Origin of the sequence: Coraliomargarita algicola, from assembly GCF_033878955.1 — a bacterium.
GTDB classification, from domain to species: Bacteria; Verrucomicrobiota; Verrucomicrobiia; order Opitutales; family Coraliomargaritaceae; genus Thalassobacterium; species Thalassobacterium algicola.
Genome location: NZ_CP138858.1, coordinates 699,813 through 721,379, shown reverse-complemented (window position 1 = coordinate 721,379; position 21,567 = coordinate 699,813). Strand labels below are relative to the sequence as shown.

General features: G+C 51.1%; 14 protein-coding genes. 10 read left to right on the top strand and 4 right to left on the bottom strand.

The window, feature by feature from the left end:
• Positions 1 to 80: 80 nt before the first annotated feature.
• Genes smc through SH580_RS02805 form a run of 5 tightly spaced genes read left to right on the top strand, consistent with a single transcriptional unit; the run spans position 81 to position 7,910 of the window.
• Positions 81 to 3,806 carry a chromosome segregation protein SMC gene (gene smc, locus SH580_RS02825; protein ID WP_319833493.1) on the top strand — a complete coding sequence of 1,242 codons (3,726 nt, stop codon included), beginning with the start codon at positions 81 to 83 and terminating at the stop codon, positions 3,804 to 3,806.
• A complete protein-coding gene (locus SH580_RS02820) occupies positions 3,807 to 5,561 on the top strand; it encodes a sensor histidine kinase (protein WP_319833492.1) in 1,755 nt (584 codons plus the stop codon).
• A gap of 60 nt (positions 5,562 to 5,621) precedes the next feature.
• The gene (locus SH580_RS02815) at positions 5,622 to 6,005 is read left to right on the top strand and encodes a response regulator (protein ID WP_319833491.1); all 384 of its coding nucleotides are present in this window, start codon (positions 5,622 to 5,624) and stop codon (positions 6,003 to 6,005) included.
• Between the two features lie 22 nt (positions 6,006 to 6,027).
• A complete protein-coding gene (locus tag SH580_RS02810; RefSeq protein WP_319833490.1) occupies positions 6,028 to 6,216 on the top strand; it encodes a hypothetical protein in 189 nt (62 codons plus the stop codon).
• Entirely contained in the window at positions 6,213 to 7,910 is a 1,698-nt protein-coding gene (locus tag SH580_RS02805) for a GspE/PulE family protein (RefSeq protein ID WP_319833489.1), read from the top strand. Before SH580_RS02810 ends, SH580_RS02805 begins: the two co-directional genes overlap by 4 nt.
• A 40-nt stretch (positions 7,911 to 7,950) precedes the next feature.
• Here SH580_RS02805 and SH580_RS22110 read toward each other — a convergent pair whose 3' ends face one another.
• Together SH580_RS22110 and SH580_RS02800 are read right to left on the bottom strand one after the other, a co-directional pair.
• Positions 7,951 to 8,343, bottom strand: a complete 393-nt coding sequence (locus SH580_RS22110; protein WP_425607171.1) for a thiol-disulfide oxidoreductase DCC family protein — start codon at positions 8,341 to 8,343, stop codon at positions 7,951 to 7,953.
• Positions 8,344 to 8,363: 20 nt separating this feature from the next.
• On the bottom strand, positions 8,364 to 9,509 hold the full coding sequence (locus tag SH580_RS02800; RefSeq protein WP_319833488.1) for a phosphoserine transaminase: 1,146 nt from the start codon (positions 9,507 to 9,509) through the stop codon (positions 8,364 to 8,366).
• Between the two features lie 185 nt (positions 9,510 to 9,694).
• Between SH580_RS02800 and SH580_RS02795 the strand changes: the two genes are divergently transcribed.
• Positions 9,695 to 10,306 (top strand): class I SAM-dependent methyltransferase, encoded by a 612-nt coding sequence (locus tag SH580_RS02795; RefSeq protein WP_319833487.1) that lies wholly within the window; start codon positions 9,695 to 9,697, stop codon positions 10,304 to 10,306.
• A gap of 88 nt (positions 10,307 to 10,394) precedes the next feature.
• On the opposite strand, the gene SH580_RS02790 is transcribed toward SH580_RS02795, so the two are convergent.
• Positions 10,395 to 13,505, bottom strand: coding sequence for a LamG domain-containing protein (locus SH580_RS02790; RefSeq protein WP_319833486.1), 3,111 nt, complete (start codon positions 13,503 to 13,505; stop codon positions 10,395 to 10,397).
• A gap of 90 nt (positions 13,506 to 13,595) precedes the next feature.
• Entirely contained in the window at positions 13,596 to 14,276 is a 681-nt protein-coding gene (locus SH580_RS02785; RefSeq protein WP_319833485.1) for a 3-keto-disaccharide hydrolase, read from the bottom strand.
• Positions 14,277 to 14,869: 593 nt separating this feature from the next.
• On the opposite strand from SH580_RS02785, the gene SH580_RS02780 reads away from it, so the two are divergent.
• The 4 genes from SH580_RS02780 (at position 14,870) to SH580_RS02765 (ending at position 21,555) form a co-directional block, all read left to right on the top strand.
• Positions 14,870 to 18,178: a GH116 family glycosyl-hydrolase gene (locus SH580_RS02780; protein WP_319835035.1), complete on the top strand. Its 3,309-nt coding sequence runs from the start codon at positions 14,870 to 14,872 to the stop codon at positions 18,176 to 18,178.
• A 79-nt stretch (positions 18,179 to 18,257) separates the two neighbouring features.
• On the top strand, positions 18,258 to 19,778 hold the full coding sequence (locus SH580_RS02775; protein WP_319833484.1) for an alkaline phosphatase D family protein: 1,521 nt from the start codon (positions 18,258 to 18,260) through the stop codon (positions 19,776 to 19,778).
• A gap of 188 nt (positions 19,779 to 19,966) precedes the next feature.
• Complete coding sequence (locus SH580_RS02770; protein ID WP_319833483.1) at positions 19,967 to 20,710, top strand: PEP-CTERM sorting domain-containing protein; 744 nt, start codon at positions 19,967 to 19,969, stop codon at positions 20,708 to 20,710.
• A gap of 77 nt (positions 20,711 to 20,787) precedes the next feature.
• Positions 20,788 to 21,555 carry an SGNH/GDSL hydrolase family protein gene (locus SH580_RS02765; protein WP_319833482.1) on the top strand — a complete coding sequence of 256 codons (768 nt, stop codon included), beginning with the start codon at positions 20,788 to 20,790 and terminating at the stop codon, positions 21,553 to 21,555.
• Positions 21,556 to 21,567 lie beyond the last annotated feature (12 nt).

Genomic DNA, 21,567 nt, shown 5'->3' with positions numbered 1-21,567 from the left:
CTTTTAGAGTTGCGGGGCGATCTTTGGCACTTTGTTGTTAACGGCTTTTCTCCCCCCGCAACCGCATCCAAAAATAGAATATGTATCTTAAAGAGATTGTCATTAGTGGCTTTAAGAGTTTTGCCGACCGCACTCGCCTGGACTTGCGCCAAGGTGTGACCGCAGTGGTTGGCCCGAATGGTTGTGGTAAAAGTAATATCGTGGACGCGATTCGTTGGGTGCTTGGAGAGCAAAGTGCCAAGGCTTTGCGTGGTGCCTCGATGCAGGACGTGATTTTCGAGGGCACGGATAAGCGCAAGGGCTTGCCGACCTGCGAAGTTAAATTGACGTTTACCGACTGTGAGGCGGAGCTGGGCACACAGTTCAATGAAGTCGCTATTTCACGGCGTGTGAGTCGCGACGGTGGCAGTGATTATTATATCAATGGCAAGGTCTCCCGCCTGAAGGATATTCAACGTCTGTTTGCGAATACCGGGGTGGGGCGTGTGTCTTATTCATTTATGTTGCAGGGGCAGATCGACCAGATCCTGTCTACCAATCCGGCCGAGCGACGTACTATTTTCGAAGAAGCGGCAGGGATCACTCTCTATAAAGCGCAGCGCAAGGAGGCTCTGAGTAAGCTGGCGCTGGTGGATGCCAATCTCGCCCGTGTAACGGACGTGATTGAGGAGGTCGCGCGCCAGATCGGTTCGCTCAAACGCCAAGCCAGTAAGGCGCTCCGTTATCAACGCATCAAGCATCGGTTGACGCATCTGGATCTCGCTAACAGCGCATATCGGCATTCTGACTTAAGTCAGTCGATCACGCAGGTGGCGGAACGTGCCACCGAGCTACGTAAGAAGGTCGAGGCGCACACCACTTCGCTAGAGCGCGATGAGTCGATCTTGATGGAAAAGAAAGCGCAGCGTGCGGGGCTCTCTCAGAAAATGGAAGAGTTGCAGCAACGGGTGTATAATCTGCGCTCTGAAAAAGAAAATGCCGAGAATCAGGCCGAGTTTTCCACCATTCGTTCTAAGGACATGGTGGCGCGTATTGCCGAGTATCAGAAGGAGATTGCCGATCTGGAAAAGCAAAAGGCAGAGCTGGCTACCCGTGCCAAAGACGAGAGTGAAAACAAGCAAATGCACTTGGAAGTGGTCGACGATTCCGACCGTATCTTTCGCGAGCGCAATCAAGAGTTGGCAGTGGCTCAGGAGCAACTCGGCGCGATGGAGGGGGAGCTACAAAAGCGCCGGCAGGACCTGTTGACTGCGGAGAATCGTATCAATCGTGCACGCTCGCGTTGCACTACGCTTGAAGTCAACCTTAAGACATACCAGGTCAAGCACGCCTCACTCACTGAGAGTGCGATGAATTTGAAAGAAGAAGTGGTGGCGCTGGAACAGGGACTGGCTGAGATCCAGCGTCTGCTCGAAAAGCGTCGTGCGGAGCAAGCCAGCTGCGAGCAAGCGGTGGAGGAAGCCCGTGCTGATTCACGCGAAATATTAACGCAGTATCGCAGCCTGCAGGAGCGTATTCAGGAGCAAGACCGCGGCATTGCGCGTAAGACGGCCCAGTTAAATGTGCTCGAAAGCTTGCAAGCCAAGTTCGAGGGCTTCGGCGAGGGAGCCAAGGCCATTCTGGGGGATAAGCTCAGTGATGTGGTCTCTAAAAACAGTGTCTCGATCATCTCCAAGGAGCTGAAAGTTGATAGCACATATACGACCGCATTGAAGACACTGCTCGGCTCTGCTGCGGATGCGCTTTACGTCGGGGATTCTAACAAAGCACTGTCGGTGATCGGTAAGTTGGATGCTGACTTTATGGGGCGGGCTTGCTTGCAGATTGATCTGCCTGCCGCCACCGAAGCGAAGGCAGTTGAATTACCTGCGGGCTTGGTTGCGGCGCAAGCCGTAGTCACCGTGCGTGATCCGAATCTGCAAAATGCGGTCGATCGTTTGCTGACGGGGTGCTACTTTGCGGATCGTCTGGATTCATTTGTTGAGTATTGGAAGACGCATCCTGACTTCAATTTTCTATTGGTGGCTACCCGCGATGGCGAGATCGTCGATTGTCGTGGGCTGATACACGGTGGACGCACCACGGGGAAAAAATCTTCCAGTGTGTTGGAGCGGGAGTCTGAAATTCGGAGTCTGCGCCAAGAGATTGGGACGGAGCGAGCAGCACTCGAAGAGCTGCGTGAGCAGGCGGATACGCTTGATGAACGTCGTAATGTGGCCGAGGCGACTGTGGAAGCGCAGCGCAAACGACTGGGCGATCTGGCGAGCGAGGTGTCTGGCTTGGTGGCCGAAGAGCGCAATCAAACGCAGAAGATCGAACACAACGCACGCACGCGCAGCCAGGCCGAAGATGAACTTTTCCGTCTGGATGAGAAACATGGTGATTCCATTGCTGAATTGGAAGCGGCCAAAGAGGAGCTTGCTGGTGCGGAGCAAACTCTCAAAGACGAGCGCCAGGGAGGCAGTGATTTGGAAGTGGCCATCGATCAGGCCCGGCAAGAGCGAGATGCCAAGCGTGAGGCGCTCTCCGATGTGCGACTCGAGCTCGCGGAGAAGAAGCAACGACTGGAGTCGGTCGACCGCGCATTGAGCGAGGTACAGCGTGAGACTGCCAGTTTGGAGCATCGTATTTTGCGTCGTAATCAAGAGATCGATACCATCAACGAGCAGATCGCGCAGTTGAAGCAGTCCAGCGAACACCACGCCAACAAGAGTGAAGAGCTGGCCAAGACTCTGGAGATCGCCAACGATGAGCTGGATAAGGATCGCGAACAGTTACAAGGCATTGATGCGATTATCAATGAAATCGACGAAGGCCTTTCGGGGCGACGCAATGAGAGTCGTAGCTTTGATAAAGAGTTGACCAAGCTAGAAATTCGTCTTGCCGAAGAGCGTTCTCAGCTTGGTTTTATTCAGAATACTGCCTTGGATGAATATCAGGTCGATCTCTCGCAAGTCGATTGGAAAGCAGAACTGTGGGAGGGTAACGTTGAGTTTGAAAAGCGTGTCAATCTCGACGAAATGGATGACCCGGATAAGATTGCAGCGCAACCGAAGCAAGAGCGCCGCGATCCTAGCGAAGAAGAGCTGGCCGAGATGGACCAGACTGATTGGTCCACTATCGAGGCAGAAGTCGGCGAGTTAAAGGGACGTATTTCCAACATGGGGCCGGTGAACCTCGATGCGATTAGTGAGTATGCCGATTTGAAAGAGCGGCATGATTTCCTACAGGGGCAAAGTGAAGACCTGAATAATTCGAAGAACAAACTGGTCGAGACCATCGACCAAATTAACGATACCTCGCAGGCTCTTTTCCGTGAGACATTCGAGCAGGTTAAGAAAAACTTCGCATTCACATATGGTAAAATTTCGGGTGGTGGAGATTCCGATCTCTTGTTGGTCGATTCCGAAGACCCCTTGGAGTCTGGCATCGACATCATCGCCCGTCCCCCGGGCACGCGTCTAAAGAGTGTGACACTCCTATCAGGTGGGCAGCGCACCATGGCTGCGGTCGCGCTGCTGTTTGCCATCTACATGGTAAAGCCCAGCCCGTTCTGTGTGCTCGATGAGATTGACGCCGCGCTGGATGATGCTAACATTGGTCGTTTCTGTGATACGCTGCATGGTTTCACGGATAAATCTCAGTTCTTGATTATCACACACAACAAACGCACCATCTCTAACGCGGATACAGTCTTTGGCGTCACCATGCCGGAAAAGGGCGTTTCTACGCTCCTTTCTATGCGTTTTAACAAAGACGGCAAGCGTCCCGAGATGAGCGCGGACGAAAATCAGCAACCTTTTTAAATGGCCGGTAATATTTTTTCAAAGCGCTTTGGCTGGGCGTGGTTTGTCAGCCTGCTTCTACTCTCCGGCTTTTTGTTGATCAGTATTAGCAGCTATCTCGTCACTCGCGGAAATATACGTGAGACGATCTCGGAGAGCACCTTGCCCCTGACCTCGGACAATGTGTATTCAGAAATACAACGCGATCTCTTGCGGCCGGTATTTATCGCTTCGTTAATGGCGCACGATACCTTTCTGCGGGATTGGGCGATGAACGGAGAATTGGAGGACGATGCGATCACCCGATATTTGCATGAGATCAAAATCAAGTATGCCACTGTGACGTCGTTCTTCGTATCCGAGCAGACGCAGAAGTATTACCATGCCTATGGTTTATTAAAAACGGTCCGCGAAGACGAGCCACGGGATGCGTGGTATTACCGTGTGCGTGACATGGAGGCGCCCTACGAGATTAATGTAGATGCCGACCTGGCCAATGCCGATGAGATGACGATCTTTATCAACTATCGGACCTTTGATTATGATGGCAATTTTATCGGAGCCACAGGTGTGGGGCTCACCGTCAATAGCGTTAATAATTTGATCAGCCGCTACGAAGCGAAATACGAGCGGCAGATCTATTTCACCGATGCAGAGGGCAATATTGTGCTGCGGCCGATGAACAGTCCGTTGCTTAAGTATAAGCATCTGAATGACATCGAGGGGCTGCAGGGCCATGTGTCGACCCTGCTGAATGATGAAGGGAGCCAGTTGAGCTATTCGCGTGACGGTGAGAACCGTTTATTACACTGTCGCTACGTCCCAGAGCTTCATTGGTATCTGATCGTCGAGCAAAGCGAGTCGGCCATGCTGGCACCAATCAAAGAGCAGTTGTTGATTAATATCGTGCTGGCGCTGGTGGTGACCAGTATCGTTGCTTACATTTGCATCGCGGCGATCAAGCGACAGCAGCGACGACTCGAGGAGCAGAATAAAGCATTGAGCGAGACCAACTCCTTGATCGAAACGCAGAAGTTTAAACTACTCGCGACGGCTGAAGAGTTGGCGATGGCCAATCGATTGTTGGAAGGGCTGAATAAAGAGAAAGACGACTTTATCGGTGTTCTTGCGCATGATTTACGCAATCCACTGAATACGGTCATTGGCTTGTGTGATTTGGCCGAAGACAGCTTCGATGATTTTTCGCAGGATGAGTTTGTCGGCGATATTAAGAAGTGTGGTGTGCGAATGTTGGATTTGACGGAACGCTTGCTGGATGTGTCGCGCATGGAGAGCTTTCACGGCCCAGTAAAAACAGAGGACCTAGTTCTGAACGAGGTGGTGGAGGCGGTGGCAGAGCAATTTATGCGGCAGGCCAGGCAAAAGAATATTAGTATCAGCTTGGACTTGGCGAGTAGTGATGGCTTACATCTGCAGAGCCACCGCGATTGGCTCGATGTCTGTGTCAGTAATTTGATCAGCAATGCCGTGAAGTATACGCCGAAGTTCGGTCAGGTTACGATCCATACGCGCCGGGTCGACTCGCGGCTAGAGCTCGAAATCAAGGATACCGGCTGTGGTATTAAAAATGAGGATCAGGCCAAGTTATTTGGTAAATTCGTCCGCTTGTCCTCGAAGCCGACTGACAATGAACCCTCCTTGGGGCTCGGCCTCTATATCGTGAAGCAAATGTGTGATCGCCTTGGTATGCAGATTCAAGTTAAGAGCGAACTGGGTAAAGGCACCTCCTTTATATTAATCCAGGATATCAGCTAGGGGATTTTACCCAGATTCATGCTCGACAGTGTGTAGCACTTTTAAATAACTGATGTAAATATGAGCCGACCTATTACAGCCTTGATTGTAGATGACGAAGCTCATTTGCGTGCATATCTTAAGCTGATCTTGAAACAACTCGGTTTCGAGCGCATTTACGAAGCCGCCAATGGGCAGGAAGGGATTGATCTTTATAAACGTTGGAAGCCGGAATTTGTCCTGATGGATGTGAATATGCCGGTGAAAGAAGGCTTAGAAGCTTTGAAAGAAATTGTCGAATTCGATGAAGAAGCCATTGTTGTGATGGCCTCATCAGTCGCTTCCCGGCAAGCGGTGGAAACCAGTGTGGAATACGGGGCTTCGTACTACCTGCGCAAGGATATGAAGAAGGAAATTGTCGTGGAGACGATTAACCATTTAATCGAGGAGATTTGGGGCGAATAAGCCCTGGCTTGAGTGATCGTATATGAGTGAAGAGACAGAGCAGCCACATCGAAACGTGCCACAGGGGGTGCGTTATTCTCTTAAAGAAATCATGGAGGAAGTGGCTACTGACCGTAGGGATTCTGTCTTTGGTCGTGAGTTGGTGGATGCGACTGAAATTGATAAAATGTTTGGTAAGCAAATGCGAAAGAAGAAAAAGAAATCTGTATGACGATTCGCGAACAGTTGCTGCAAAATTACCATGTTACGCTCTCGAATGAGGCGTATGATCGCGCACTGCTCAGTGCGGATGAGAACACTCTGGACTTGGTCGAATACTTGATCGAGGAAGAGCTCATCAGTAAGGAAGTTGGCTGCCGCCTGTGGAGTAACCGTATCGAATCCGCATACGTAGATCCGCTCTCCACGATAATTAGTGAAGAAGCGATTTTTAGTATACCCGTCGAAATCGCGCGCAAGGGAAACGTCATGCCGCTGTATGAGATCGAGTCGGCGCTGACTGTGGCGATGCCGGATCCTCACAATCAGCCTTTGATCGATCGCTTGGCGGCGATTACCGGCAAGGAGATTAGCCCCGTATTTTGTCTGAGCTCGGAGGTGCATGCTGCGATCGATCTGCATTACAGCACCGATAAAAGTGTTGAGGAGCTGATCGAACTGCTGGAGCAGAGTCAGGGCGCGATTCTAGCAAAGCTCAACCCTGAAGAGCTGGAGGGCATGGGAGAGTCGAAGTCTATCATCGGTCTCTGCGATGCACTCCTGTATTTAGCGATTAAAGAGCGTGCATCGGATATCCACATGGAGCCGCGTGAAGATTCTACCAATATCCGCTTTCGGATCGATGGTCGCCTGCAGCATGCTTTTACGATTGCGGCTGCATTGCACGCCCCGCTCAAGTCGCGCATTAAAATTCTCAGTCATCTAAATATTGCGGAGTCACGCTTCCCGCAGGATGGACGTTTTTCGGTGCCACTTGGCACCGAACAGGTGAACTTTCGGGTGTCGGTCATTCCCACGATTTATGGCGAAAAGCTGGTGTTACGTATCCTCGCGTTGACGGGTAAAAAGGACTTTCGCTCGCTGGATCAGATGCTGATTTCGCAGTCGATTCTCGAGCCCTTTAAGCAAGTGATTCGTAACCCCAACGGCATGATTTATGTGACCGGCCCGACGGGCTCTGGCAAGTCGAGCACGCTCTATGCGGCACTGCATGAGATCAATACGCCGGAGATCAACATCTGCACCATTGAGGACCCCGTCGAGACTCAGATGGAGGGCATTATTCAGTCGCAGATCAACACTCAGATTGATCTGAACTTTGCCTCGCTCTTGCGCTCTTTATTGCGTCAAGACCCTGACGTGATTCTGGTGGGGGAAACACGCGACTTGGAGACCGCTAAAATCGCGACTGAAGCGGCGCTCACCGGGCACTTGGTTTTTTCCACACTTCACACGAATAACGCGATCCAAGCCGTGGTGCGCTTAGTCGAGCTCGGGATTGAGCCCTATATGGTCGCACCTTCGCTGCTGGCGGTGCTGGCTCAGCGTCTTTCGGCCCGTATCTGTGAGCACTGTAAGCGCGCTTATACGCCCGACGAAGAAGTGCTGCGCAAGTTTTTCTACGATTACAAAGAAGTTGAATCACCCATCTTCTACGAAGGACAGGGCTGCCAACATTGTCGCAATTCCGGTTACCGCGGTCGGATTGCCTTTCACGAGATGGCACTCATCACCGAAGAGATGCGTGGCCTCATATTAGCGGGGGCCAGTGATGCCGAGTTGGCGATTGCCGCTAAGAAAGTGGGCTATCGTCCACTCCGCTATGATGGTCTCAAGAAGGTGCTTTTGGGCTTCACAACGGTGGAAGAGCTCGAATCCCATGCGTCCTTCGATTGGGTCGGTTAGAATCGCACAATTGTGGCGTGTCTGCGCCATGTTTTTGTTACTAGGGTAAAAAATGGCTGTGTTCTCTGGGCGTGGGTAGAGGGCAGCTTGGCTTGCCTCCGAAACGATGTCGGTTCGTCGCGATCCAATGATAAGTGGCATCACGCCAAGTGCAGGGGAGGCATCGCACACAGATGGCTAGCCAGCTCCAAGAGCTTTGAGTGTCAATCAGCGCGCATAGGACCGCTTCCGAACGGAGTAAGATCTTAGGCTGCCCATTGGGGCTTGGCCGTTGATAGATGACAGTCGAGAGTGTTGTTCGCAGATCTGCGGACAGGCATTGTCGAGCCGTCTCACCTTGAATCGGTGCGAAGTATAAGACTTCGCACCGATCTCGTTGTCGCAAAAACTGTATCGAGCGATTGCACAATCCGCAGTCGCCGTCATAAAACAGTATCGGCTGTAATTTGTTGTTTATTTTTGAATCTCAGCAAATGCCCAGTCGAGCCATGGTAGCAGGGCTTCTATATCGGCGGTGTCGACGGTTGCACCGCCCCAGATGCGGAGGCCTGCGGGGGCGTCCCGATAGCTGCCGAAATCATATCCGACGCCTTCTTGATCCAGTAAGTTGACCAGTTGCTTCGCCTTGGCAGCTTGTTCATCGGCTGGCAGCGCTTGATACCAATCGGCGGTGATCTTCAAGCAGATCGATGTATTGGATATCGTGCTTGGGTCTTGAGCGAGGAAATCGATCCAATCGGTCTTAGCCACCCAGTCGGCGATTGCTTTGAGATTGGCTTCTGAGCGCGCGATGAGAGTGGGCAAGCCACCAATACTTTCTGCCCAGCGCAGGCCGTCGACTGCGTCTTCGATACAGAGCATGGAGACTGTATTGATCGTGGCACCGCTAAAGATGCCGCTGATCAATTTGCCTCCTTTGGTCATACGGAAAATTTTGGGCATGGGCCAAGCTGGAGTGTAGCTTTCTAAACGTTCGATGGCGCGTGGGCTCAATACGATCATGCCGTGTGCACCTTCCCCGCCCATGACTTTTTGCCAGGACCAGGTCACTACATCCAATTTGCTATAGTCGAGGTCCATCGCAAAGACGGCGGAAGTGGCGTCGCAAATCGTCAAACCTTTGCGGTCCGCAGGAATCCAATTGAGGTTGGGGACTTTCACCCCGGAGGTGGTGCCATTGTAGGTAAAGACGACGTCGTTATCGCAGTTTACCTTCGAAAAATCGGGCAGTAGGCCGTAGTCAGCCTCGTGTTTAGTGACATTATCGAGCTTGAGTTGTTTGAGGACGTCGCTCACCCAACCGGAGCCGAACGACTCCCAGGCGCACATTTCCACGCCGCGCTCGCCTAGCAGCGACCACATCGCCATTTCCACTGCGCCTGTGTCGGATGCGGGCACGATGCCACAGACATAGCCCTCGGGGAGGCCTAGGATCGAAGCGGATTTGTCGATCACTTCCTCGATGCGTGCCTTGGCAGGCTTTGCGCGGTGCGAGCGGCCGACCAGCGCGTCGTTGAGCGCGTCGAGCGACCAACCAGGACGCTTGCTGCAAGGTCCAGATGAGAAGAATGGGCGATTAGGCTTAGTGCTTGGTTTCATGGTTGAAAAGAGCCCGAAATTAGGCCTTCACCTCTAGATGTCGAGAATCCGTTTTGAGTAAATTAGATCCATTTGAGTCAACAGACTGCACGCAGGCGAGTCGGCCGAGCTTGCTTTCTGTCGATTATCTTCAGATTGCTACGCCAGTATGAATTACTCGCGCATCGCTCCGTTTTATCAGTGCATTGAAAGCTGTACCTATGGGGACCGCCTTGCAGCGTGCGCGCACGGGGCAGCTGATGCGCTTGGCAGGATTGATGGAGCCACAACGTGTTTTGATTGCGGGAGAGGGGGATGGCTCGTTTTTGCTGCAATTTGTACAATTGTTTCCCGAGGCAAGTATCACAGTCGTGGAGCCGAGCCAAGCCATGGTGCTTCGGGCGCAAACACGCCTGCGCCAAGCAGGGCTGTTTTCAGAGCGGATTGTGTTTAAAGTGGAGCCTTTAATGGATGCGGCACTCGTTGAGGCATCTTATGATTTGATTGTGACTTTATTTTTCCTGGACAATTTTGAGGACAGTTTGATGCGGGCATCGGTATCGAAACTCAATGCTTGTGCCAGTGAACAGGCGTATTGGTTGTTATCAGATTTTTGTCTGCCTAGCGCTGGTTGGCGTCGACTGCGCGCTAAGTTGTGGCTCAAAGTGTTGTATCAATTCTTTGCGTTCTCGGCAGGCTTAAGTGCGCGTGCACTGCCCGACTTTGAGCAGGCGCTGCAAACTACGAAGTTTTGTGAGATACATCGTGATGGGCACTGCGGGGATCTACTTTTCAGTGCATTGTACCGTGCTGAGTGAATCTTCCACCTTACGTATCCTTAGGAGACTTAATACAAAATCGGTGTGCTGCAAATGATGATTTATGTAGTTTCAAGCTGTGCGAAGGCTAGTCTTGTCTGAGTTGCCAGGTTGAGCGTTCTAATCCGTCCAGAGGGAGGTTGTAGACGCGACTGTAGCTGTTGCTTTTAGTATCGTAATCGGTTTGCCAAAAGTCGTTTCCGTGTACGGATTGATCAAGTGGGGTGGCTTTGCCATCGACGATCTGATAGAGTTTGTAGCCGCTTGCGCTGCTGAGGCCTTGGAATCGAATCGGAACGTAGCCGACGCCGCCTTTGATCTCAAGGTCGATTCGCTCGGCATTTGCCTGGATTTGAATCGGATACTGATTGAGCAATGTGCCGCCAGTGACAGCCACTTCCAGATCGTTGCCGATGGCTTCCCGGTAGGTGGTCTTCCAGGAGCTGGGGTTCTCGATGAGATGTTTGCGGTAGGCTTCGTTGGAGCCGTAGTAATCGTCTGCCTCTCGGTGGAGGGTAATCCATTCGAGGTTCATTTCGATGCGGTCGCCCGGTTGGAAGTTTTCGACGCCCTCGGGCGCCTTGAGAAGGAAATCAAGATTGGCGCTGCCGTCTTGATTGATCTGATGGACGGGGATGCTGAAGTTTGGTCGGGTGTAGACCTTTCCGCCGAAGCTTGCTTTGTAGTCGCGGATGACGAGTGCTCGATAGCCATTGCCTTTACCATCATCTCTTGTTTGCACTCCGCCCGGAAAGCTGACCCACCAGGGGGCTTCTCCAGTGAACTGGGTGTTCGTTAAGAGCTTATCATTGCTCTTAAGTGTTGTAGGCGCTTCGATTTCTGAGATGAGTCCTGCGGCATTGCCATAGGCGACCTTGGGGTGGGCGTAATTACCTGTGCGACCCATTTTGAAGAGCCATGCTTCCTGGGCTGAAACTTGCTGGTCAAAGGAGTAGCTGAATTTTTGAAAGGTGCGAGCGTAGTCGTCGGTTCGGAGGGTCTGCACTTTTGCCTCAAACGCGATTTCATGCTGCTGGCCGTAGTATCCATCATAGCGCACATCGGTAAGGGATGGACCGTGGGCGAGATAGGCTGTCTTGAGAGCGGCCGGGTGATGGCGATTGCCGTTATTATCTTGGGTATAGAGCCAATCGCCGCCCCAGCCGGCAGTGGTCCATGCCCATTTGCGGCCATCAGCACCGGTGCGTGCCATCAGCATGCGCACGTCGGTGACGGCAACATCTACACAGCTGCGGTCGACATCGAAGCAAATGGTTTCACCCCAGCAACCGATGGCGAGTTGATCCCAGCGATTATTGCCACCATAGCCGACGAGCGAGAGCTGTGCATGTGATGCGGAGGGGAGGGTGCCGTAGAATCCATAAGCGATCCGCAGCTTGTAAGTTTGTTTACCCGGCAAGTTGGGGAGCTGAGTGTAGGCACGCAGGTAGGAGCCGAGTTCGCGCTCGTGCCAGTTTTTGCTGAGCTGGACAGGGATTCCAGTGGGAGTGCCATCTTCGTAGCAGAGTATTGGCATCAGTCCGGTGATGTTGGCAACGCTACGGAGGTAGAGCATAAAAGGAGTCTCACGTGCGTCTTCGCTGCTATTGTCAACCTCAAGGATAAATTCGTCGTAGTTACGAATGTCGGTGTAGCCTGTTTCCCAACTACGCTTCAGTGTTTTAATTTCAGCGACTTGGCAGTTGAACTCTGTGTTGAATACCGAAGTGATTTGCTGATCATCATCTGTGTGGACGATGACGGGTGCATAGTCCTCGATGTTTGTGTCTGGTGTTAAATCACAGGTCAGTGTCAGTTTTTTTGTTTGTTCGATTTTCCATTGTTCTATCGCAGGCGAGCGTGCTTCCCATGAGTCATCTGTAGTGCTTAATTTGATACGTGTGGTGATGTTCTTCCACAGGTATTGAATGGGCTTTGGGTCAAACGAGCTGTCGAAGGTTTTCTCGTATTCAAGACCATCTTTGCTAGCTAGGGCTTCCGGTTGAGCGCTATGCGCTTTAATTTCGGAGTGAGGAAGTGCGCGATCCCAGAGGCGGATTTGATCGAAGATTCCGTAGGCGATTTCCTCGGATTGTTCGTCTGAGCTTCCCAGTCGAATCGGGGCGTTTCCAGGTTTACGTTCCTGCTTGATGACCTTGCTGTTTTGAAGATGCCCGTCGACGTAGAAGTGCATCATTTCGCCATCGTAGCTAAGGGCAAGATAGTGCCAGTTGTCCAAGTCGAAGCGTCTGGATCTGGACTCGGGGAGCAGGTGCCTGTTGCGGGCGCCACCGCCAATGTTCATTCCAGCCTGAATGCGGCGACCATCAAAGTAGAAGCCCATTTGCCCGTCTTCATCTCGTCCGCCGTTCTTACTGATCAACCATCCACGGCTTGTTTTTTGAGGGTTACTTGGAACCTTGACCCAGCCCTCGAGTGTGAAGTTTTCAGAATCCCGTCTGCTGGCACTGTCCAGTTCGTAGGCTTTTTCCACGATGCTGTAGCCATTATCGACGATACCAAAGTTGGGGCCATCGACGAACGGTTGTTTCGGAGTGATTTTCGCAGTTAAACTGAGTGAGTCGGGCCAAGCAACGACCTGCAGGCTCGCATCGCTGCTCAATGTATTGCCTTCTTCGTCCTCAAAAATGAGATGTTGAATTTCCCAGTTTTGTAAATAGCGGCCCGATTCCCACAGCATGGTGCGCTGTAGGCGCCGCGCGTCACTGTGTGGTCCGGTCAAACTGTGCGTGGCAGTGAAGACGCGTCCTTCGCTGGCGATTTGTAATAAAAGTTCAGCCTCTGGAAGTGCTATAATGTTAGCTGGGTCGCTGGCCAGTCCAGAGGTATAGTCCTGCCCTTGCATTGGGCCGAATCGGGCATCGGTTAAATTATTCAGATCCAGTAAGAGGCCAAAATAACCGGTTTCAAGTGCGAGCTGGTCAGCGGAATGATCGTCTGGATTCTTGCGGAAGCCATTCATCCAATACCCGTAGCTGTAGGCACGTGGGTTGATCACTGAATTGTCATCGGAGACTAGAACTGCCGTGGGCTGAGTGCCTGTCTCAGCGTGGTTTGTTTCAGTATGCGTCGCAGCGGAAGGAAGAGGCTCAGGTGCTGGGCGTGCCTGCTTGGAATCTTTGGAGCAAGCTGCTAGAAGAAGGAAGCTCGCTAGAAGTGGTGAGGTGAGTTTCTGCATATTGAGGCTACGGATTATGGCTGAAAATGTCGTTTGGGTATCAGTTGGCTGTGTCACTGCGATAGTAGGTTCGGAATAAAGTTGGGTGATTTACAGTTCTCGGATACGGACGTTTCGGAAGGAGACTGCATCATTATGGTCTTGGAGATAGATGGGACCTGTCCAGGTCCCGAAGCCGGTATGTTTCTTGTATTTACTGTTCTCAAAAGCTTGCTTCCAAGCAGTGCTCCCAATCTCGATTTCTGCGACTTTTACATCATTGATCCAATGCTCGATGTGGTTTCCGTTGGCGATAATTCGACCGGAATTCCACTGGCCGCCTGGATTAAATGGTTTGTCTTTGGCCGCAGGCACTAGCGCATAAATACCGGCAGAGAGTTGGGGGTCTTGATGGACACCATCGTCGAGCACCTGATACTCTAGGCCGAGGTCGCCTTGGCTACGATACTTGATGCCAGAATTACCACCTTTACTTATATTCCAGTCGAATCTGAGTTCGAAGTTGGTGTAATGCTGCTTACTTATGATACTGTCGGGTCGCTTTTGGCCATTAGTGATTTCAGGACGATGTATCCTACCTTCTTCAATGAACCATCCTTTTACGGGCTCGCCTTTGACCGTCGTCCATTCTGAGAAATCACCTCGAGCAAACAGATCTATATAACCTTCTTCGAGTCTTTGGGCTTCGTCGTTTGAGTTGTTTGAATCTGTGGTTGCAGTGCAAGCTATGGTCGAAATTGAAGCAGCTAATATGTAAATGAATGGTTTCATGATTCGTTTGAGTTATTACAATTGCAGTGCATGAAAGTCTGTCTCCGCTATATAGGGGGTGATGCGGATGGACGTTAACGGGGATGATATAAATAATTAGACTATGATTGTCTCAGTCGGGGGTAGTTGGTTCTCTATGACTCATAGCAAGATTACTTATACGGCCGTAGTTATAGAGTTTTGTGGTAGTTGCTTCTAGCAACATTAGGTGAATTATTATAAATAGAAGAAAGCTTAGCTCGAACTCATGGAAGCTTTAAATGATCGCGCAATCACGCGATGTTTTTGATTTTAATTTTCGTAAAAAATTCTAAGTCAATGAGTTATTGGGGTTTTAGTCTTTGGTTTTTATACTATTGTAGACCTGAGAGCTCTGATGTTTCGTAGAAGCAAATCGGTGGAAATCAGTCGTCGGAGGCCATATTCTCGCGAGGATACGCGATGTTCAATTTGCGGTAGGTAGTCTATAGTGATTGATCGCTTTATCCCTCCCCCTGTTCTCACTGTTTGGTGAGTATTTTGAGCTATTACGCTGTTACATGAAATCGACTCATCGAAATTCTACTCCTGCAAATAATATTACTTTGAATTCAATGGCATGTATGTCGCGCCGACGCTTTCTCGTCGCTGCGAGCACTGCAGCTGCTGGCATGGCCGCAGGGCCCGCTCTGGCTATGGTGGGGGAGCGCAAAAATTACGCTGATCTCGTTTCCGGACATCAATCAATTCGTGCCTACTGGCGCTTTGATGGTGATCTTTCAGATGTCTTAGGTAATTTTGCGGCCAAGAGCCCTTCGAAGTTACAGTTTGTTAAAGGTGCGATGGATGGCCAGGCCTTGAGTTTGGCACCTGGTATGCATGTCACGGTTCCGAACTTGAAGCCGGTTGGTCGTGGCGCCGCTACGCTTGAGTTGTTCTTTAGAGTGAATGCATTACCTGACGGTGAGTATGATCCAGTCATTATTTCCAGAGCATCAGAAGGTTTGATCAATTATGTGGTGGGTGTTCAGCGCGATCTCTCTGCGTTGACGTATACGCACAACGGGCGTGTGAATACGGTTGTGAACCTCCCAACAGGTAAGCCGGTGGAGCTAGGACGTTGGTATCATCTAGTGGTGATGAGCGAACACCTGGATCTTCGAATCTATGTGGATGGGCATGAATGTGCCCTCACTGGGGGAGCTTTTCATTTTAAGTATTACGATGATTCTAAAGAGATGGTGCCGATGACTTTCGGCGCGATTGCAAAGAAGGAGCGTCGCGAGGCATTGGTGGAGTTGGATGAAGTGGCCTATTACGATATTGGCTTAGGCATTGATGAGATCCGTAGCCATCTAATTGCGGCGGGCTGGGGTGCTCGACTTAATGAGGTGGGGCGTGAGGCGAGTCAGTATTTAGCTGGATTGGAGCAAGCCCGTGAGTCGGGGGAGCAGAAGTTGTTGAACGACCCGGCGCTGACCGCCCGGGGCAGCAGCAAAGTCTATCGGGACAAGATGTTGGAGGCCATCTCTTTTACGGTCGGTGGGATCGGCGCCGGGGGGATTCAGTTTAATGGTTCGGCTGAACCCGCGATTTGGCAGATTGCCTGCAATACCAGCGAGCATCGTAAGACGGAAGCGTTTATTGCAGTGCGGGTGCAGTCAAAAGGTGGAGAACCGATTCTTCGCGCTCTGCAGACTCAGCCGGTGGGACCGTTTGCAGCTATGTCGTCGCTTCGCTTTATCGGTGAATATCCCTTCGCAAACTATCAGTTTGAGGATTCTGCTCTACCTGTGGAGGTGGAACTGGAAGTATTTAATCCATTGACGCCAATGGATGCCAAGAGCTCGGCGATTCCCTGTGCGATTTATACGGTAAAAGTGAGTAATCCATCCGCGTCTCCTGTGACAGTGGATATTCTGGCCGTTCAGAAGAATATGGTTGGTTACAGCACCGGAATGCGTGGATCGAAAGAGGCATACGGGCAGAATCAGAATCGCATAGAGCAGAACGGAAAAGCGGCGTGGCTGCACATGACGCAAACGGGTTCGGATTCGGATATGGTCCTAAAGACCGAGGCAGTTGACGCTACCGGACAGGCCGCATGGGAATCTGAAAAATCGCTTTATGATACCTTTGCGAAAGAGGGGCAATTGAAGGGGGGATTGACTGCGAAGCCATCGGCGGCAAATCAAACACTCAGCGGTGCACTGTCAGCGCCACTGAAGCTGGCACCGGGGGAATCCAAGTCGCTTAGGTTTACACTGACTTGGTATATGCCGAAGGCGAAGCAAGGGGAGAAGGAGTCCTGGACGCATTCTGGTAATATGTATCAAAACTGGTGGTCCAATGCCGTCGATGTGGCTGATTATCTATGGGAAAATCTGGATGATCTAACCCGCAGAACAAAACGTTTTCACGACGCATTTTACGCATCAAATCTACCTGTATGGCTGCTCGATCGTATGGGTTCGCAGTTGGCAGTCTTACGGAGTCAAACCTGCTGGTGGGCGGCGGACGGTTATTTCGGTGCGTATGAAGGTGTGGGTTGTTGCGCTGGAAACTGCACACATGTCTGGCACTACGCGCAGGGGCATGCGCGCTTGTTCCCGGAGTTGGGACGTAAGATGCGGGAAGAAGATTTTGCAGTCATGTCTCCAGAGGGGCGCATTGTGATGCGTCATAGTTCTCTGAGTGGCCGGGCCACGGACGGGCACTTTGGCACCTTGCTGAATGCCTATCGCGAACATTTGTGCAGTCCGGATAACAGTTGGTTAGCACAGCAGTGGCCGAAGATTGAAAAGGCCATCGATTGGGCCATTGAGCAGTGGGATCCAGATAAAGATGGCTTCATGGAAGGGCGGCAGGACAATACACTGGATGGACATATGTTTGGCTGTTCTTCGTGGATTGGCAGTATGTATCTGAGCAGTCTCGAAGCAGTGGCTCGTATGGCTGATATTCAAGGAGCAACAGCAAAAGCCAAAGCACTGCGAGCGATACGCGCATCCGGAAAACAACTACAGAATGAACGCCTGTGGAATGGGGAATATTATATTCAGGCTCGTGGCAAACAGCGGAGCGGTGACTATTTTGATGGCTGTCATATCGACCAGCTTCTTGGTGAGTGGTGGGCGGATCAAATCGGGATCGACTCGAACTATCCGCAGGAGCGCAGAACCAAAGCGATGGCCTCTTTGCTCAAATACAACTTTTGTTCGAACTTTCACGGCATCTCGCTCAAACCACGACAATTTGCGACCTTGGATGATGCCGGTCTGAAGATTCTTACCTGGCCCAAGGAACCGCAGCCAGTGCCGAGTATGCGCTATGCAGATGAGGTGATGACTGGCTTTGAATACGGGGCAGGCGTGTCGATGATTCATAATGGCCTGCAGCGTGAAGGGCTGATGGTGATCAAGGCGATCTATGACCGCTATGATGGCCAATTAAGAACCGAAGGAATCACAAACAGTGGGGGGCCTTGTGGTTACACAGGTAACCCATTCGGTGATGATGAGTGTGGTAAATTCTATGGCCGTTCCTTGAGTGTCTGGTCGGCGCTACTCGCCTTGCAGGGCTTTAACTATGATGGCCCTGCCGGGGTGATTGGCTTTAAACCACGCTGGCAAGTTGAAGATCACGCCAGTTTCTTTACTGTAGCTGAGGGCTATGGCGTCTTTACGCAGGTAAAGAAGCAGCAAAAAATGACGGCTACCATCGACCTGCGCGAGGGGCAGTTGAGCCTAAAACAATTGGTTTTGCTTGCGCCATCAGAGCAGCCTCCAGCAGTTGTCAATGTGAGTCTGGCGGGGGCAACTGTGTCATCTGATTTTGAGATGATAGACGGGGATATACAGATTACTTTCAAGGACGCTCAGAACTTGCAGGCCGGGCAGCAAATCGAAATCAAGCTGAGCTAAGCAGGTAATATTAAACTAAGAATTTTAAGTGACACAGCTCCTAGTGAACCAAGCGCAATTATCTTAAATTATAAATCAAATGAAGAAATCAATGCAAAGCGTGAATCAGAAATCGTATGACAACATATTAGCTGCGTCCGGCCCAGTGATTGGTCGTAGAAACTTTCTGGCCTATGCCGGCATGGCGGCGGCGGGCTTGGTGGCACGGCCTGTTTGGGCTGAAGAAAACTCTCGAATCGTTTCATTACGGGATGCGCACAAAGGAACCTTGGAGATCGATTTGCGGATCATGAATCAATACCGCACACAACCGCAGGCAGTGCAGGATTTCTATACCAAGGCACGGGCGGCGCTGACAGGGCCCAATCCTGTGGCGACGCTTGCTGAGCTCTGTCGTAGTGATAAGCGAGTCAAAGTCGGTGGCCCCATGTTGGGCGATTTGACCGCGACCAGTGTCGCCGTGTGGATGCACTTGCCGGAACCCTTGGGGGTAGAAGTTTCGGTGAGTCCACGTGCGGGTGGACCGTCTAAAAAGTTTACTTCGGAGCCTGGCGAGCGCTTTCACTGGGTGCGTTGTGAGGGCCTGCAGGCGGATACAGGCTATAGCTACGTCGTGACTGACTCCAAGGGACGCCGGCTCGGTAGTGGCGATTTTATGACCGTTCCAGAGGACTTCTCAGAGGAGAGCTTCCAGATCGCTTTCGGCACCTGTTTTCATAAAGTCGGTTTATATCGTCCGGAACTGATGCAACTAGTGCAAGAGCGAGGCAATCGTGCGATGCTGGTGCTAGGGGATTGTGCTGTCGACGACCGCAAGTGTGATTACGATCTAATCAATGTGGATTATGTATTACGCGACCTGTCGCCACCATGGCAGCAGATGGTGGCCAATGTTCCTGTATTCACATCATGGGATGATCATGACTATTGGCACGACGACGCGAGTGGCACTGAAACCAGAGGCCAGTCGATTGATGTCGAAGGCTTGCGTCAAATGTGGCAAACCCAATGGAACAATCCGGATCGGGAGGTCGAGCGCAAGGGCATCTACTACGATACACACATCGGCCCGGTGCATTTTATTGCGCTGGATACTCGGTCCTGCCGGATCATTGAAGAGCGGGGGAAACTGAACTCCTTCCTCGGCGAAGAACAGATGAATTGGTTGAAGCAAACGCTCCAAGAATCGACTGCGTCTTATATTTTGCTCAGTAGCGGCACCATGTGGACCGATTATATTTCCGCCGGTAAGGACAGTTGGGGGACTTGGGACACTGAGGGACGGGAAGAAATTTTTCAGCTGATTGATGCTAAAGAAGACAGTAAAGTAATCCTCCTTTCCGGCGATCGTCACGGGGCACGCGGTTTCGCGATACCAAGACCGGGCAATAAGAAGATCTACGAGTTCGAGGCGGCCACACTGGGCGGAGTGCCGGGGCCAGGGCCCTTCGGTAAGGATCGGTCGGCACAATTATTCGGTCTTCGCAGTGGTTCCTGGGCCTTTGGTGAGTTTGTATTTAAAACGGTAAATGATGTCCCTCAGGCGACCTTCCATTTAATCAATGAGCGTGGAGAGACTTTGGAAACCGTTGTCGTTTAATGTTTCTCAATGTGGCACGAATTCAAGAGAGTCTTTCGTCCGCGCGAAGGCGCTCTGGAAATGTTCCATGTCTCGTGTGATTGCGCGATGTTCAAAAGCACTTAGTTTGCTTATTATCAGTTCTAGCAAAGTTTTTTCGTGATCAATCGATCAAAGAACATACGACCCAATAAAACCCCATGAAAACTATGATAACTAAACCATTAGTCGGCGCTTTTGTCGTTACCCTAGCTGCCCCCCTCGTATCGTCTGCTACGAGTATCACTTACAATCCGGAATTCAATCTTGATGATGATGCAGTCTCGAATCCATACGCGATTTCAGCGAACACGGCCACTCCAGTTGAGTCAGCAATCAGCGATGGCACGGCATCTACCAGCTATTCGTTCTCGGACGCAACTACAGGGCTCGCATTTAGCTTTGACCTGAACTACAGTGGTGTTGTCGACCAAGAGGGTTCCAATAATCGACTTCAACTCAACCCAGGCGAGTCTATGACGATTGCCTTTGGTAGTATCACTATAGATACCAGTGGGTACCTCGATGGAACGATTGGAGGCATCACGGGGCCTGTTAACGCCAGCGTCACATCTGCTGGATTCACCTATTTTCTAGCTGAAAGTTTCACAGATTCTATTCTGACTGTAAACAACGGTTCATCGGATATCGTTTACTACACTGCTGGTGAGACCAGTGGAACATCGCCTTCAGGGATTGAGTTAGCAGCAGAGAATCAAGATATCTTCTTGGCGGGTGTTACGGATAATCTAATTAACTTTACGGCAACGCATGATGCGAATGGAGCGATTCGTCTAAGTGATCTGGGCAGTTCGATTGTATTTGAGGTGACATCGATTCCAGAGCCTGCGACTTCCGCGCTACTTTTCGGCGTGGTTGGAATGGCGCTTCTTGGACTAGCTCGTCGTCGATAGCCGAATGCTTTTCATTGATTGAGATACTCTCGAGCACGCTGTTTACACAGCGTGCTTTTTTCTTTTTCCCTGATATTATGAAAAACGTAATTGAACGATTCTCGATAGGTCTAGTTGTATTTCTTTGTACTTGCACCCTCAGTTTACATGCGATGCCTGAGGCAGGCTCGGATGCAGAGCTCGACCGAAACACCGATTGGGTGTTTATGCCAGATGCAGCGCTTCCGAATGTATTGATTCTGGGGGATTCAATTTCGATCGGCTATACGCGTCAGGTGCGCGAGTTATTGCAAGGTAAAGCCAACGTATACCGTCCGATGAGTGCAGATGGTACGCGTCCGCGCAACTGTAATGGCACTGTCGTAGGACTGAAGGTCAGTCAACCAATGTTGCAGTCACATCAATGGGACGTGATTCACTTCAATTGGGGCTTGCACGATTTGAAGCATGTGAAACGTGCACATACGAACGAGAAGTCGAACGACCCGCAGGACCCTCAACAGTCGACACCACAGGAGTATGAGCGAAATTTGCGGGAAATTGTCAGAGAGCTAGTTAAGAGTGATGCTCAATTGATCTTTGCGACCACGACTCCCGTGGTGCCAGGGACGCTCAATCCTTTACGCACACCAGACGCACCGGTTGAATATAATGCCATCGCGGTGAAAATTATGGCGGAATACCAGATTCGAGTAAACGACCTGCATGCTTATTGCCTGCCGAATCTGGCGGAGTGGCAACAGCCAAAGAACGTGCATTTTAAACCGAAGGGTTCGCAGGCGATTGCCGAACGGGTGGCTGCGGTTATCTTAGAAGAATTAGCGAAGAAAGAACGTAGCTTGTAGGTGCTCTAAAGA

Coding starts and splice junctions, on each gene's coding strand:
- smc (WP_319833493.1), top strand. CDS start 81: ATGTATCTTAAAGAGATTGTCATTAGTGGCTTTAAGAGTTTTGCCGAC.
- SH580_RS02820 (WP_319833492.1), top strand. CDS start 3,807: ATGGCCGGTAATATTTTTTCAAAGCGCTTTGGCTGGGCGTGGTTTGTC.
- SH580_RS02815 (WP_319833491.1), top strand. CDS start 5,622: ATGAGCCGACCTATTACAGCCTTGATTGTAGATGACGAAGCTCATTTG.
- SH580_RS02810 (WP_319833490.1), top strand. CDS start 6,028: ATGAGTGAAGAGACAGAGCAGCCACATCGAAACGTGCCACAGGGGGTG.
- SH580_RS02805 (WP_319833489.1), top strand. CDS start 6,213: ATGACGATTCGCGAACAGTTGCTGCAAAATTACCATGTTACGCTCTCG.
- SH580_RS02800 (WP_319833488.1), bottom strand. CDS start 9,509: ATGAAACCAAGCACTAAGCCTAATCGCCCATTCTTCTCATCTGGACCT.
- SH580_RS02790 (WP_319833486.1), bottom strand. CDS start 13,505: ATGCAGAAACTCACCTCACCACTTCTAGCGAGCTTCCTTCTTCTAGCA.
- SH580_RS02785 (WP_319833485.1), bottom strand. CDS start 14,276: ATGAAACCATTCATTTACATATTAGCTGCTTCAATTTCGACCATAGCT.
- SH580_RS02780 (WP_319835035.1), top strand. CDS start 14,870: ATGGCATGTATGTCGCGCCGACGCTTTCTCGTCGCTGCGAGCACTGCA.
- SH580_RS02775 (WP_319833484.1), top strand. CDS start 18,258: ATGAAGAAATCAATGCAAAGCGTGAATCAGAAATCGTATGACAACATA.
- SH580_RS02770 (WP_319833483.1), top strand. CDS start 19,967: ATGATAACTAAACCATTAGTCGGCGCTTTTGTCGTTACCCTAGCTGCC.
- SH580_RS02765 (WP_319833482.1), top strand. CDS start 20,788: ATGAAAAACGTAATTGAACGATTCTCGATAGGTCTAGTTGTATTTCTT.